Source organism: Streptomyces sp. NPDC111507, assembly GCF_055638955.1.
In genome coordinates, this window is record NZ_JBVKBU010000032.1 from 1 (window position 1) to 14,127 (window position 14,127).

12 protein-coding genes and 1 pseudogene are annotated in these 14,127 nt (G+C 68.6%); 7 read left to right on the forward strand and 6 right to left on the reverse strand.

The window, feature by feature from the left end:
* The first annotated feature begins 635 nt into the window (after window positions 1–635).
* From ACZ7M2_RS50660 to ACZ7M2_RS50675, 4 genes are all read left to right on the forward strand, one after another.
* The gene (locus ACZ7M2_RS50660; RefSeq protein ID WP_471601081.1) at window positions 636–965 is read left to right on the forward strand and encodes an ankyrin repeat domain-containing protein; all 330 of its coding nucleotides are present in this window, start codon (window positions 636–638) and stop codon (window positions 963–965) included.
* Window positions 952–3,336: a helicase associated domain-containing protein gene (locus ACZ7M2_RS50665; protein ID WP_471601082.1), complete on the forward strand. Its 2,385-nt coding sequence runs from the start codon at window positions 952–954 to the stop codon at window positions 3,334–3,336. The genes ACZ7M2_RS50660 and ACZ7M2_RS50665 overlap by 14 nt, the downstream gene beginning before the upstream one ends.
* 161 nt (window positions 3,337–3,497) lie before the next feature.
* Complete coding sequence (locus ACZ7M2_RS50670) at window positions 3,498–3,899, forward strand: hypothetical protein (RefSeq protein WP_471601083.1); 402 nt, start codon at window positions 3,498–3,500, stop codon at window positions 3,897–3,899.
* 225 nt (window positions 3,900–4,124) lie between these two features.
* Entirely contained in the window at window positions 4,125–4,592 is a 468-nt protein-coding gene (locus ACZ7M2_RS50675) for a hypothetical protein (protein WP_471601084.1), read from the forward strand.
* A 188-nt stretch (window positions 4,593–4,780) separates the two neighbouring features.
* On the opposite strand, the pseudogene ACZ7M2_RS50680 reads toward ACZ7M2_RS50675, so the two are convergent.
* The 5 genes and pseudogenes from ACZ7M2_RS50680 to ACZ7M2_RS50700 form a co-directional block, all read right to left on the reverse strand.
* Window positions 4,781–4,961 (reverse strand): annotated as a pseudogene (locus ACZ7M2_RS50680) (hypothetical protein); the annotation flags it as partial.
* Window positions 4,961–6,157 (reverse strand): alpha/beta hydrolase family protein, encoded by a 1,197-nt coding sequence (locus tag ACZ7M2_RS50685; protein ID WP_471601085.1) that lies wholly within the window; start codon window positions 6,155–6,157, stop codon window positions 4,961–4,963. The pseudogene ACZ7M2_RS50680 and the gene ACZ7M2_RS50685, both read right to left, overlap by 1 nt.
* 89 nt (window positions 6,158–6,246) lie before the next feature.
* The gene (locus ACZ7M2_RS50690) at window positions 6,247–6,930 is read right to left on the reverse strand and encodes a LuxR C-terminal-related transcriptional regulator (protein ID WP_471601086.1); all 684 of its coding nucleotides are present in this window, start codon (window positions 6,928–6,930) and stop codon (window positions 6,247–6,249) included.
* A complete protein-coding gene (locus tag ACZ7M2_RS50695) occupies window positions 6,921–8,525 on the reverse strand; it encodes a sensor histidine kinase (RefSeq protein WP_471601087.1) in 1,605 nt (534 codons plus the stop codon). Before ACZ7M2_RS50695 ends, ACZ7M2_RS50690 begins: the two co-directional genes overlap by 10 nt.
* A 297-nt stretch (window positions 8,526–8,822) precedes the next feature.
* Complete coding sequence (locus ACZ7M2_RS50700; protein ID WP_471601120.1) at window positions 8,823–9,191, reverse strand: hypothetical protein; 369 nt, start codon at window positions 9,189–9,191, stop codon at window positions 8,823–8,825.
* Window positions 9,192–9,403: 212 nt separating this feature from the next.
* Between ACZ7M2_RS50700 and ACZ7M2_RS50705 the strand changes: the two genes are divergently transcribed.
* Both ACZ7M2_RS50705 and ACZ7M2_RS50710 read left to right on the forward strand, forming a co-directional pair.
* On the forward strand, window positions 9,404–9,886 hold the full coding sequence (locus ACZ7M2_RS50705; RefSeq protein WP_471601088.1) for a hypothetical protein: 483 nt from the start codon (window positions 9,404–9,406) through the stop codon (window positions 9,884–9,886).
* A 132-nt stretch (window positions 9,887–10,018) separates the two neighbouring features.
* Window positions 10,019–10,780, forward strand: a complete 762-nt coding sequence (locus ACZ7M2_RS50710) for an SMI1/KNR4 family protein (RefSeq protein WP_471601089.1) — start codon at window positions 10,019–10,021, stop codon at window positions 10,778–10,780.
* A gap of 1,062 nt (window positions 10,781–11,842) precedes the next feature.
* On the opposite strand, the gene ACZ7M2_RS50715 is transcribed toward ACZ7M2_RS50710, so the two are convergent.
* The gene (locus ACZ7M2_RS50715; protein ID WP_352053225.1) at window positions 11,843–12,982 is read right to left on the reverse strand and encodes a PucR family transcriptional regulator; all 1,140 of its coding nucleotides are present in this window, start codon (window positions 12,980–12,982) and stop codon (window positions 11,843–11,845) included.
* Window positions 12,983–13,068: 86 nt separating this feature from the next.
* Here ACZ7M2_RS50715 and ACZ7M2_RS50720 point away from each other — a divergent pair, with 86 nt between their 5' ends.
* On the forward strand, window positions 13,069–14,124 hold the full coding sequence (locus tag ACZ7M2_RS50720; protein WP_471601090.1) for a ferredoxin reductase: 1,056 nt from the start codon (window positions 13,069–13,071) through the stop codon (window positions 14,122–14,124).
* Window positions 14,125–14,127: the final 3 nt, after the last annotated feature.

Consider the following 14,127-nt stretch of genomic DNA (forward strand, 5'->3'; position numbering starts at 1 on the left):
CCCGCGGAGCGGGATATGCCCCGGCAAGCCGGGGCATAGAATGCGAATTGCGCAAGCGCAATTCGACATTCCCGCGTAAACGCGGGAATGGAATTCCGTAAACGGAATTCTGACAGGATGTCAATTCGCGCAAGCGCGAATTGAGGGAGTCCCGCAAGCGGGCCTCCTGAAGCTGGCTACGAGGGGCGGGTGCATCGCGCGCGGGTCTGTGTAGCGACTGGGAATCCCAACCACCACCCCCGCGACGGATGTGACGGACCATCGGTTTGGCGGGTGCCGGCCCCCGCCGTAGTGACGGGTTCCGCTGCGCTCCACCCGAACCTCTCCCCCAAGGCTCGTACAGTCAAGCCCGACAGCATCCCGCCGACATGCATCTCAGTTGACTGCCGATGAGGTGTGAACTGGCGATGTGTCACCTCGATGACCGGACCTGGCGCAAAGAGGATGCATCATAGTGATGCACTGTGTAGAGTCTGTGGTCATACAGCACCACCTCCCGGAGGCGCGGCTTCGGTGAAATTACTCCTCCCGTTAAAATATCCACTCAAGCCGAATTGGGTGTAATGGTGAATGGTGAAGTGATGTTGACGGTTGGCAGTTTGGAGAGGTGGACGTCTGCACACCAAGCCGTAGAAATGAGCGATCATGAAACGCTCACCGTGCTTCTGGACGCTGGAGCCGACCCGAACGAGGTGTGTTTCGGGCACACTCTGCTCACCCATGCCATAGACGTCGAAGGAGACGGCCATCTTCAGTCGGGCCACCCGCTGAACACGGCTGCCACCGCGATCCTGTTGGCCTACGGCGCCGATCCGCGGTTGCCCGCCGAGGATGGCGAGACCCCTTTGCAGGTCGCGCAGCACTACAGCCATGAGCCGGCCGAGCGCCTGCTCCAGCGCTTCCTGACGTCCCGTAAGGGACCGGAGGCCCAAGGGGAGGGCGAGGGCGGCTGTGAAACTGCGTGACCATCAGATCGAGGCCATCGACGCCATCGTGCGTGGTCTCGACATCCCGCCGGACAGTATTCCCGCGAACGGCCTGCGGGGGCAGGTGCACGCGGCGTGCGGGACGGGAAAGACCCTCATGGCTGCCGCGTCGGCGAAGCGGATGGTGCCCAGGGGGCGCGTCCTGGTGCTGGTGCCGACACTGGATCTGCTGACCCAGACCGTGAAGGCGTGGCACGAGGCCGGGCACAAGGGCCCGGCGGTGGCAGTCTGTTCGCTCCAAGACGACCCAGAGCTGTGGAGCCTGAAGGTGCGCTCCACCACCAACCCCGTGCAGCTGGCGCTGTGGCACGGCCAGGGGCCCATCACCATCTACGCGACGTACGCGTCGCTGGGGGTGCTGGCGGAGGCGTTCGAGGGCGTCTACGGCCAGCAGCTGGCCCCGATGGACCTCGCCGTGGTCGATGAGGCGCACAGGACAAGTGGCTCTATGGGTAAGGCGTGGGCGGACATCCACGACCAGACCGTCATCCCGGCGCACCGCCGCCTGTACCTGACGGCGACGCCGCGGATCTGGGAGGAGCGGCTCAGCCGGGAGGTTGCTGAGGGGGTGCGGGATCCGCTGCCGCGTGAGATGGCGGCGAGCATGGACGACGAGAAGGTCTTCGGGCCCGTCCTGTACAAGCTCTCGCTCGCCTCTGCCGTCTCACGGGGCCTGTTGGCGCGGTACCAGATCATCGTCCTGGAGCTGAAGGACCCCGTCGTCACACCCGAGCGGCTGATGGGCGAGGAGCGGCACACCGAAGAGGTCCGCGGGCAGCGCCTCGGAGCCCTCCAGGCCGCGTTGCTGCACACGATGGCGCAGCACGACCTGTCGACGTGCATCACCTTCCACCACCGGACCATCGAGGCACAGGCTTACGCGGAAGGCCTGGAGCGCGTCGCGGCGAAGCTGCACGCCGATCAGCCGGAGACGTACCCGAAGCGGATCTGGGCCAACTGGCTGTGCGGGGAGCATGTCCCCGAACGCCGGCGGGAGGTTCTCGGCTCGTTCGGCAGCACGGCGCAGCGGGCCGTCCTCTCCAACTGCCGGGTCCTGGGCGAAGGCGTCGACATCAGAGCCGTGGACTCCGTGGCCCTGCTGGATCCCAAGGGCGCGCCGCACGACATCGTCCAGGCCATCGGCCGGGCACTCCGACAGAAGCCCGGCCAAGGGAAGTTGGCCTCTTTGGTCGTGCCGGTCTTCCTCCAGCCGGGAGAGAATCCGGAGGACATGTTCACTTCGGGATCGTATCGGCCTTTGGTGAAAGTCCTGGAAGGGCTGCGCGCTCACGATGAAGAGGCAATCGAATTGTTGGCAATTCCACAGGAGCCTCAGAAAGACGTCGCGCAACCGTCCGTGAACATCGGTGCCGGACCCGTAGACGGCGAGGAAGAATCCCGGCTGCTGCTCCGTTTCGCGGCTCCGCGTGATCCGGTGATGGTCGCGGACTGGGTCTCCTTCAACATCATCGACACCGAACGCCAGGACTGGGCCCGCGGCTGGGCGAAGCTGAAGACGTACGTCGAACGGGTCGGGAACGCGAGGGTGCCCTACGGACACCGCGAGGGCGCGACACCGCTCGGGCAATGGGTCGCGGAACAACGACGCGCCTACGCAGCCGGGCAGATGACCGGCCAGCGCGCCCGACGCCTGGAGCAGCTTGGCATGGTGTGGTCCGTAGCGGATGAGAGGTTCCAAGAGAACCTCGAGGCCGCCAAGGCGTACTACGACCAGCACTGGACACTCTGCGCCCCCCGCACCGCGACAGCGCTGGGCAAGCCGTTGGGGATGTGGCTCGCGAATTTGCGGCGACCCGGCGCGCTGGAGGGGCACCCCGAATGGAAGACGGCACTGGAGGCCGTCGACGAGGACTGGAACCCGTCGTGGCCGGCGGAGTGGCAGCGCCACTACGCCCCCCTGCGCGAGCTGGTACGCGACGAGGAGGACCAGGCGGAAGTCCTGCCCGGCTTCACCGTCCATGGCATGGACATCGGGAAGTGGCTGGCAAAGCAGAGGAAGCCGGAGGTCTGGCAGGCCCTTACGGAGGGGCAGCGCGAGCGCCTGGAACAACTCGGCATCACGCCACTGGCCCCGGAGCCGGAGACGCCCGCCAAGCCGTCCACGACGCCCCTGGGAGTCTTCGACCGGGGCATTGCAGCCCTCGCCCAGTACAAGACCCGCACGGGCTCCGTGGGGCCTGTCAGTCGCTCTCACGTTGAGGTTTTGCCAGATGGGACTGCAGTGAAGCTGGGGGTGTTTCTCTCGAACACGAAATCGAGGCGCGCCACACTCACCACCGACAAACTCCAGGCGCTCGCCAACCTCGGACTGACGTGGGCGGCGGCGTAGGTGCACCACGCAGTACCACGCCGTCAGGGCGGGCCAGCGGCCAGAAATAGGCCATATCTGCACGGAGTGCGCAAGGACGGGCCTAGGACGGTAGCCCTTAGCCTCGATCTTGCAACTGGGCCGGCCTCGCAGGGGCCGGAGGAATCAGGGGGAAACACACTATGACCCGTGCGATCAAGGCTCTCGCCGCGCTCGCCATGGCTGGGGCGTCCATGCTGTGCGTGACCTCGCAGGCGTCCGCCGACCCGAACCCCAACAACCACGGCTCCGATCCGATGTGGATCCAGCTGGTCACCAGCCACAACGTGGGCGTCTACACGTGCGCCGACGTGACATGTAGCAAGATCGACAACGGCCTCACCCTCTCGCCGGGCATGTCCATTTTGGCGGACTGCTGGGTGTCCGGTGGGAACGTCGGCAATGACGGCGACGTCTGGTACCGAACTGCGGCGTTCCAGGTGAACGGCACGGAGGGCGACTTTGACCAGGTGACCTGGACCTTCGCGCCGTACGTGGACGGCGCACTCAGGTTCCACATGACGCCCGGCATGCCCCACTGCTGAACCAGCGCCGAGCATGCAAGCGCTCCCAGTCATCCCGGCTCCGCACGCCCGGCGGGTGTGACACGTCCGCTGATCGGTCAGCGCGGATCGCGAAAGCCGTGACCCGTGGACGCAGCAACGAGTGGGTCAGGCGCATGCGGGCTCGATGGCGCTCGAGCGAGGCGGGCAAGCGGGCACACGTACGTCAATCAGTCATCACAGGGGGAGTCAGAAACCATGCGTTCGATGAAAGCCCTTGTCGCGACCGCCGCGGCTTTCGCCGCCGCGCTGGGCGGTAGCCTGTTCATGGCGCCCAGCGCCAGCGCCCAGCCACCTGATGTGTGTCGGTCGGACAATACGCGCGGTGCCTTCGCGCAGATCGTACCCGGCATAGAGATCGACTCCTGCTTCCGCGGCTGGTCCGACGGAAGCGTCAGCAGCGTCTTCGGATTCGCCAACTACACCGGCCAGACCGTCACGTACTGCGCACATGCCATCGACGCCCTCAGCCCCCAAGGCCCCTGGGCCTGGGACTTCGGGTGCGATACCCCGACCGCGGCCCGGAACGGCATCGCCCACCCGGGCAACTACTACGTGCCGCCTAATGGCGGCCAAACCTTTACCCCGCCGACGAACGATCCATATGTGATCTCCGCGGGAGCCTGGGTGAACGGCAGGTACGTCGGCGATGTGGAGAGCCCGCGGTTCTGGTGAACCGCCTGTTTCAGACCGGCCGCCGCGAAAGCTGTGCATGTCGCGGCAAAGTGAGATAGCGCCGGGTGCCAGACCGGATCGCGGGCGGCGGGTCAGCGAAGGTGTAGCGGGCCCAAGGGCGGGCCCGCTACACAGATGTCAGCGGCGGGTCTCCCACCACAGGATGAGCAGGGTCACAGCGCCGCTGAGCCGGCGCATTGGAAGCGGATCGGGCAGGAGGCTCCGCCGGCTTTGACGTTGCTGGGTTCGGTGCATCCTCCGTAGGGGACGGCGACCGAGCGCAGCTCGTAGCTGGCCGTGGTGCTGGGAGTGGGCTGGCCGGAGGCGGTCGACGACGTGGCGGAGCCTGAGCGCCACGATCCATCGCTTCATGGAATGAACTTGACCTCTGGGAAGGCCTCGTCCGGGCCGTCGAGCAGGTGCACCCGGTGGTGCCGGAGGTGCAGGTCGAAGAACGCGAGCGGGTACGCCTGCTGGATCCGCACCGCCCGGGTCGGATCGAGGGTGCCGATCCAGCTCTGAAGGTCCGCGTCGCTCATCCCGACGGCCTGTGCCAGCTGGGGGACCAGGAACTGGACGTCGCAGTACGACGCGTGAACCGCGCCCTGCGCCTGGACGTTGAGCCGCCATCCCCGCAGGTGCGACCAGAACTCGGCGACGCTCGGCTGCGTGGCCCGGGTGTTCTCGGCGGTCATCAGCATGAACGGCCGGTCCAGGTCGGTGGTGACTGTCGGCTGCATCGGCCCGTCGAAGCTCAGCCCGGCCCCCACTCGCCGGTCCTCGCTCATCACGAAGGCCGTCGCCGACGCGCCTTTCGACCAGCCGAACATGCCGATGCGCTGCGGATCGAGGGCGCCGAGCAGGCCGGCCGGCAGCGGCCGGTGCTCGGCGTCGGGGTTGCGCCCGGCGGCGAGGTCCTCGACGCGGTCGAGCACGAACCGGATGTCGGTGGCGAAGTCCATTGGTGTCAGGCCGGGTTGGTCGAGACCCGTGAGCCGGCCGTCGGGGAACTCGCTGAACGCGTCGTACGTGTGGTCCACCGTGACCACCGCATATCCGTGGCTGGCGAGCTCCTGCACCACGATGGTGGTGTCCGCCCGGTGATCGTGCGCGCCGTGTGAGAAGACGACGACGGGCAGCCGTCGGCCTGTTCGCAGCACCGGGGCGCCCTCGTGGCCGGCCGTGAGCGGCGCCACGGCGACATCCGCCGGAAAGCCCTGCGCCGTGAGGAGCGCCCGCGCCACGGCGGGGGACGTCCAGGGGGCCAGGGGATACCGTTTGACGCTCCGGGCGGGGTACCAGACGGCGGCCATCAACTCGCGGTGATGCCCGGGGCCGGCCACGGGATCGGGACGTGAGGTGTCGACGAGGTGCAGGGGCACCGTGCCCACCGGGTACGGTCCGGTGGGCGCGGGCAGGGTGAGCCGTACCGGGCTCGCGGCGGTCGAAGCCGCCCGCGCCGGGCGTGCGACGCCCAGCGGCGCGGCGACCCCGACTGCCAGCGCGGCTGCGAGCGTGCGACGGCGCGTGATTCCTTCTCGGTTCATGAACGGTGTGGTTGTCACGGACCCTCCCTTGGTTTTTGGGCAGCACTGGGCTACGCCCGGCACTTGGGCCGTGGGCCCAGCCCGGCGATGTCCCGGTTTTGATCAGCTCAGTGGCTCGGTGGAATGCGGCCGTCACGCGGCGCGGACATGAGGTAGGCGAGCACGGCCAGTACGCGGCGGTTGTCGTCGTCGGAGGGAGCGAGCTCCAGCTTGGTGAAGATGCTCGTGCTGTGCTTGGACACGGCCTTCTCACTGATGAAGAGCCGGTTCGCGATGGCGCTGTTGGAGCGTCCCTCGGCCATGAGTTCAAGCACCTGGCGTTCCCGCTCCGTAAGCCTGGCGAGGGGTTCGCGCTCGCCCCGGCTGCGGCGGCCGAGCAGCTTGGTGACCACTTCGGGGTCCATGACCGTGCCGCCCGCGGCGACCGTACGGATCACGTCGACGAACTGGTCGTCGCTGAACACCCGGTCCTTGAGCAGGTAGCCGACCCCTCCGGCCTGGTCGGCGAGCAGTTCCTGGGCGTAGATCTGCTCGACGTACTGCGAGAGCAGCAGAATCGGCAGCCCGGGTATCCGTTCCCGGGCGGCGAGTGCCGCACGGAGTCCGTCGTCGGTGTGGGTGGGCGGCAGCCTGATGTCCACGATCGCGAGGTCCGGCCGGAACTCCAGCAGCGCGTCGAGCAGGCCCGGCGCGCTGTCGGTGGCCGCCGCGATCTCGAACCCACGTGCTTTGAGGAGCCTGACCAGCCCTTCGCGGAGCAGGAAGAGATCTTCCGCGACGACTACGCGCACGGCACCTCCATGACCACGATTGTCGGTCCCCCGGGCGGGCTGCTGACCACCAGGATGCCGTCGAAGGCCGCCAGCCGTCGCTCCACCCCTGCCAGCCCGGTGCCCCGGGCGGGATCCGCGCCGCCCACCCCGTCGTCGACCACCTCGATGCGCAGCATCCCGTCCGTCCGGGCCATGCGGATCTGGAGGCCGTGTGCCGAGGCGTGCCGGACGGCGTTGGTGACCACCTCGGCGACGGCGAAGTAGCAGGCCGACTCCAGCGGGGCGGCGAGCCGCCTGGGTAGATCGATCTCGGTCTCGCACGGCAGGGGAAGGTCCAGTGCGAGCGCCCGGACCGCCTCCCCCAGACCCCGGTCGGCCAGCATCGGCGGGTGCATCCCCCTGATCAGGCCGCGCAGTTCCTCCAGTGCCGCCGCCGAGGCGACACGGGCCTCCACGACGAGTGCGGCGGCCTCGTGCGGATCGCTGTGGATCATCTCCTCGGCGACTCGGAGGTTCATTCCGATGGTGACCAGCCGCCCCTGTGCGCCGTCGTGCAGGTCGCGTTCGATCCTGCGCAGTTCCGCGGCCGCGGAGCCGACCGCCTCGGCCCGTGTCTCGGTCAGTTCCCTCACCCGCCGGGTCAGCGCCGGGTCCGGCCCGCGACCGAGCAGCCGACCGGCATCCGCCAGCACGGTCCTCGGCAGCAGCCAGAGCCCGAGGGCCAACAGCACTGCTCCCTGGATGCCGCCGAGGACCGACGCATGGTGAGCCACCATCTCAAAGTCGAAGGACGGAGCCGGCACGCCTGGGGAGCCGAACTTCCGCACCTCCGCCAGGTGTTGCCCGAACCCGCTCTGGGCGATGTCGTACGTCCCGATCCCCACCAGCCCCAGGACAGCCAGGTTCGCCGCCGCCCTGGGCCACCGCACCAGCCCGGCCACGACGGCCGCCAGCAGTGCCAGCCCGACCAGGTAAGCCATCACGGCCGGCCCGGTCCCGGTGCCCGGCGACGCGGACTGCCACAGATCGAGGCCGAGCAGGTCACCGGTCATCACCACAACGGCGGGCAGCAGCAGGGCCCAGCGCGCGGACCTCGACGCGTCGGCTCCGGCCAGACGTGCGGGCCTGCCGTTCGCCGGCCGGCGCAGAGCCGCACCGACGAGGGCGGCGAGCACCGAGACGCTCACGCAGGCCACCAGGACATTCAGGGGTGTCAGGCCGTAGGAAACAGAGGAACGCGTGAGCGCATGCGTGAGCCAGTACGTCCATTCCAGCAGTTCGCCGCTCACCCCTGCGACCACGGGCAGTACCCACCGCCTGGGCACGCGCGCCGAGGGGAGCAGCGTGGTGGCCAGCAGACCGGCCATCAGCAGCGCCGACGTGAGCAGCCCGTCGGGCTGCAGATCCGGCGCGGTGACGACGTAGCCGCCCGTTGCGGCGCTGTTGTGCAGGGCGAGCACCAGAACCGGCACACTGCCGTACGCGGCCGTACCCACCAGTCCCGCCACGACCGGCCAGCCGATCCGCCCAACCGGTCGCGCCGTAGGCGCCGGCCGGTCCCGCGCCTGCTCCGCCCTGAAGGCCAGTACCGCGCAGACCGCGGTCAACGCCACGAGCACGCCCGCCGGCCAGGGCGCCCCGCCTACCGGAAACGGCCACATATCCGCCCCTCGCCTCGTCTTCCGGGCCACGCGCTGTGGCCTGGAGATCATGCTGCTTCGAGGGGGCTGGCAGGCGCCATGGGCCGAAACCTACTTCTGAGGTAGGCAAACACCTACCCCGGCCGGGCAGCCTCTGCCGGAAGTTTCGGCCAGAGAGGCGGCACGTGCGGGGGCGGACGACCGAGACGGCGCCTCGAACCGATGCTCACCATGATCGGTACAACAACTGCTTTTTACTGAGACACGCTCCTAGGCGTCGAGGTAGTGGTAATCCCCTTCCGGGAGGCCGATCACCAGGCCGCCGTTGTGGACCCTCCACTCGCTCATGCCGTCGACGTCGTGGCTGACCAGAAACAGCCCCCGGGGCCTCTCGTCGTACTCGTCATCCTGGTAAGAGGCCGGGATCTGGGCGATCTGACGCAACCTCCCCTCGAACCAGTCGAGGGACACCGCGCGGATGTAGCCCCCGTAGAAGGCCCACCTGACGCCGTTGTACTGCCGAGCGGGAAAGGCCCAGCCCCCGCTGTAGGTGCGCTCCGGATCGTCTGCTGCCACGATCTCCTTGATCTGGGCGAGCTGTCCGTCGTCACACTCCAGCCAGCCCCTGACCGAGACCATGGTTCCCACGGCGGTTGCTCCTCATTCGTGTGACGCGCTGCCCTGGCGCACGGTTGCTATGCGCTTGCACGCTAGGGGCGATCTGCTCGGTCGCGCAAAGGGATTGACAGGTGGATCAGCCGCCTCGGGTGAGAGCGCGCCATCCCATCCGCCCTCGTGAGCCAGCCGAAACGCAGTGGCGGCGGGGCAGGTCATGCCCCAGGATCAGGATCGTGGAAGCAGTCGTTCAGTGGGTTCGCACGTCATGGACCAAGCGGTCCCGCGGCGGGCTCGCGGCCGCCCACCGGAACGCGACCCCGACAGCCTTTCCCCTGCCGGCATTGGCACCGCCGTTCGTGCACGAAGTCCTGATGCGCGAAGCCGACGGCTTCCAGCCGCGCTTTGTCACGCAAACAGAACTGCCTGACTCCACCGCCGACATCGGCGTGCTCCTGCGCGAACAGGAAGGGCTGCTGCGAGCCCAACTGGTCGTGACACCGTTTGGCATGCCACGCCGATGGCGGCGTCCACCAGCGGTCCGACTCGCCCACGGCGAATGGCTCCGTTGGCAGGTCAACTATCGCTTCGCGGGCTCACACGGCGGTGAATGGACCTACCGGCTCGACACACTCAACGTTGCCTACGGCCCCGTGTCGACCGACATCTTCATGGGCACCCCTACCCGCCACGTCGACGAACTCGCCGCACTGCGGTGAACCACCTACCTGCGATCTCACAGACTTTCTGAGCAGCAAGAACGCCACACGATGGAACCGCATCCATCGATAACCGGTGGGCCTGCGATCACCAGGTTCTCGGACCTCTGCGGAACGGGTACGGTCCAGCGCATGGTGGGCGACTTCGATGCAGCTGCGGCCATGCACCACGGCATATCGGACCGGGCTGAGGCATGGGACTTCATCCGGGCCTTCGTGGCTGGGTGGTACACCCCCTTGACCGACGGCGACGGCATCGGCGAGGAGGAACTCAAGCGGGTCGAAGGCCAGCTGGGCCTGTCGCTTCCCGCCGCTCTGCGTGAGGCGTACCTGCTCTTCGGCCGGCGTCCAGAGGTGTTCGAGCATCAGGATCCGATGCTGCCTCCCTCAGAGCTCTTCGTGCACGAGGACCTCGGGGGTGTGCTGTGCTTCCGCAGCGAGAACCAGGGGTGCGCATTCTGGGGCGTGCGGCGGTCCGATCTGGACGAGGCTGACCCGCCTGTCGTCGTCCAGTCGCATGAGGGGTGGCAGCCGTTCCTGGACAGGGTCTCGCTGGCGTGTGTGGAGCTGGTCCTCTCCGAGTGCCTGTTCAGCGACGGCCCCCTCTATAACGCTTGCGAATTGCCGGCCGGGGTCGAGAGCGAGGTTCCGCAGCTCTTCCAGCGGATCGCTCTGCCGGACTACCCGATGTGGACGGGTAGTGACGAGTCCCCGGTCCGCTGGTTCTCTGCGCCCGGGCTTCTGCTGCGACAGGACGGGCTGACGGCCGAGAGCTGGCTCCACGTCCGAGGACAGACGCTGGCCCACCTCTCGGCAGCCTGCATCGCTGTCCCGGGACGGTGGGCCCAGTGGCAGGGGTCCGAGCCGAACGCGGTCGACGACCTGCCCTTCTAAGCCTCATCTGCACTCTGCCCGGTAGGCGTCCAAGACGCGGAAGAACTCCCCAACCGGAGTCGAGCCCACGGGGGTCATCTTCGCCGAGAAGTAGGTCCTTGCGGCTGGACCGATGCGTACCCCAAAGCATGCGAACCCACGCCAGACCGCGCGTCATCGGGCTCAGTTTGCCACCGGTTCCCAGCGTGAGCCCTCCAAGATTCGGCGAACTCGCCGGTTTCAGGTCGTCGGTGACTCGATGATCGAGGCAGCCATCTGCGACGGGACTGAGTGACCCGTCCACAGCCGGCCGGTCTCGGAGAACGGCGACATCGTGGCCGCCATGCTCGACGGCGAGGCCGCCCGCGCGAACCAGGCCACAAATACCGCGCTCGAGCCGCCCCAGGGTGTAGCGCGCACCCGTCAGTCGAAGTCTTCGAAAGGGTTCCTTGATGAGCTGGCCGCAGCGCTCGCAGGGCGGCGCCGTGGACGGCTGGACGGCGTCGCGCGCGGCCCCGCCATCGCGCGCGAGCAACACCGGCGGCGCCCGATCCCCTCACCCGCCACCCGGCCGGCCTGCCCCACCCCCACCCACTTCTTTCTTCCTGCTGCGGGGCGTGGACTCGGGGGCGTAGAGCTGCACCACCGCGACCCCGACTCGCCTTCAACAGCAGCCGCGGCATTGCGAACCCACCGACCGGCCGCCAGCCACGATCCCTGCGCCGGACGCACCGCATCCCTGCTGCGCAAGGACACGGAGGTGGTGATGCCACCCGCACAGCGGGCCGTTCAGTCCAGGTCGATGGCGCCAGAGGTCGCGGGCCCGGCTGCGTGCCCAGCACTTGAAGTCGCCGACGCGGTAGAGGAGTTCGGCCGGGCGGCCTTGTCTGCCCGGCGACGCGCGCGGCCCTGCCGTCGCGCGCGAACACCCGAGGCACCCGATCCCCTCACCCGCCACCCGGCCGACCCCACCCCCCCACCCACTTCATTTCTTCCTGCTGTGGGGCGCGGTCCAGGATGTTGTTCAGGCTGTCGCCACCCCGGACCGCTCGCGGACGCGGGCGTGGACGATCGAAGTACGCGTCAGCTGACCCGAAGACCGACCGCCAGCGTCAGTTCAAGGACCCGGTGTGGCGATGCGAGATCCGGAAACAGCTCCCGCAGCTGCGACATCCGGTACCGGACTGTCTGGGGATGGACGAACAACGCCGCCGCCACCTCGTCCCGCCTGCCCTGGTGCAGCAGCCATGCCCGCAACGTCTCCTCCAGCCGCCGTGCGGTCGTGACAGGCAAGGTCCGCAACGGTGCGAGGGCTCGGGCACGCAGGTCCGCGAACGCGTCCACGTCGGCGCTCAGCACCAACTCGGGCAGGCGGTCCTCGGTATCACGAATATCAGAGGAGAGGGAGCGCGCGCGTACGGCTCGTGCGTACGAGGCGGACGCACGAGTCCATGGCCGCGCCGGGCCGACCACGGCCGCGCGGTCGGTCAGCTGCCGCAGGAGATGTGGCCGGTCGGCATCGGGGACAAGCAGCACACCGGTGGCGTCCGGCAGATCGTCGAGGACGAGGGTGCTCGGGTCGAACGCGCGGTAGGCGGGCCGGGCCTGGGCGGCGGGCAGCAGGACCGCGGTCAGCGAAACCGGAGGCTGCCACCCGGCCCGTTGAGCAGAGACCAACAGCACGTCCGGGCTCGCGCCGGCGAGGAGGTCGCGGGCCAGCTGCTCCAGGTGACGCTCGTGATCCCTGCCCCGGGCGGCCAGTTCGTCGGCATGGCCCGCGGCGCTCGCGGCGGAGAGCTCGTCGATGTAGGCGAAGGTCAGCTCGGCGAACTTGGCGACCTCGGCGGCGGGCAGACCTGCGGGTACGGCACCCGCTGCCAGGCACCGCCAGGCCACGCGGGCACCGACGCGGTAGGCGCTGAGCAGGGCGTCCATCGAACGGCCGTCGCGCACCTCGCCCCGGCCGAGCTCGTAGGCCGCGTCACCGCCGTCGCCGCCGGTGGCGTTCCCGCTCGCGAGGTCCAGGTAGTGCCCCAGGGCGGTGCGGACGGCTCGGCGGATGGTGGCGCCCATGTGGCCCGTAAGGGCGCCTGCGTAGGGAGGGACCTCGTCGATGATCGCCTGGACGACCTCGTCGGCGGTGGTCCTCAGCCCAGCCCGAAGTACGGTGACCGTCGTCTCATCCAGGGCCAGTTCGCTGGCCCTCCGGATCACATGGTTCACGTTTTATTCCCTGCGAACAATTCTGCCGTCCAGATTTACGTCCTGCGGTCAGGACCTTACGCCCTGAGGCACAGCAAGCTGGAACCATGACGAGTACAGCCCTCCGCAGCAGGGCGTGGAAACTGCTGGAGATGGTCACGACGCCGCTGCTGCCGTCGGACTACCTCGACCTGGTCAGCCCGCTGCGTGCGGGCGCTGACCTGCGGGGGCGCATCGAGGCCGTGCACCCCGAGACGGGTGACGCCGCGACCATCGTGATCAGGCCGGGACGGGGCTGGCGCGGCCACAGAGCCGGTCAGTACGTGCGGATCGGGGTCGACGTCGAGGGGGTGCGCCTGTGGCGTGCCTACTCCCTCACCTCGCCGACGAACCGTCAGGACGGCCGCGTCACGATCACCGTGAAGGCGATCGAGGACGGCAAGGTCAGCAACCACCTGGTCCGCAGGGCGACTCCGGGGACGCTGATCCAGCTCGACCAGGCGACCGGTGACTTCGTGCTGCCCCGGGCCAAGCCCGTCAAGGTGCTCTATCTGACGGCCGGCAGCGGCATCACGCCTGTGATGGGCATGCTGCGCGACACCGAGTTCGACGACGTCGTCATGGTCCACTGCGCGCCACAGCCGCACGACGTGATCTTCCGCGCCGAACTGCACGACCTGGTCGCGGACAAGAAACTGCGGCTCACCGAGGTGCACACCGACACAGACGGCATGCTCGACATCGCCCGTCTCGACGAACTCGTGCCCGACTGGGCCGAGCGCGAGACCTGGGCTTGCGGGCCCGCGGGCCTGCTCGACGCCGCCGAAGAGCACTGGAGCGAGCACGGCGTCCAAGAGCGCCTGCACACCGAACGCTTCCGCCCCAGCATCGTCGCCACCGGCGACGGCGGCGAGGTCACGTTCAGCGCCACCGGCAAGACCGTCGACGCGGACGGCGCCACGCCGTTGCTGGACATCGGCGAGGAGGCCGGCGTGCTCATGCCCTCCGGGTGCCGCATGGGCATCTGCTTCGGCTGCGTCACGCCGCTCAAGGCAGGCGCCGTCCGCGACCTGCGCACCGGCGAGATCACCGAGGCCGAGCCCGGCGTCCTCATCCAGACCTGCGTGTCCGCCGCCGCGGGCCCCTGCGACATCGAACGGTAGGAG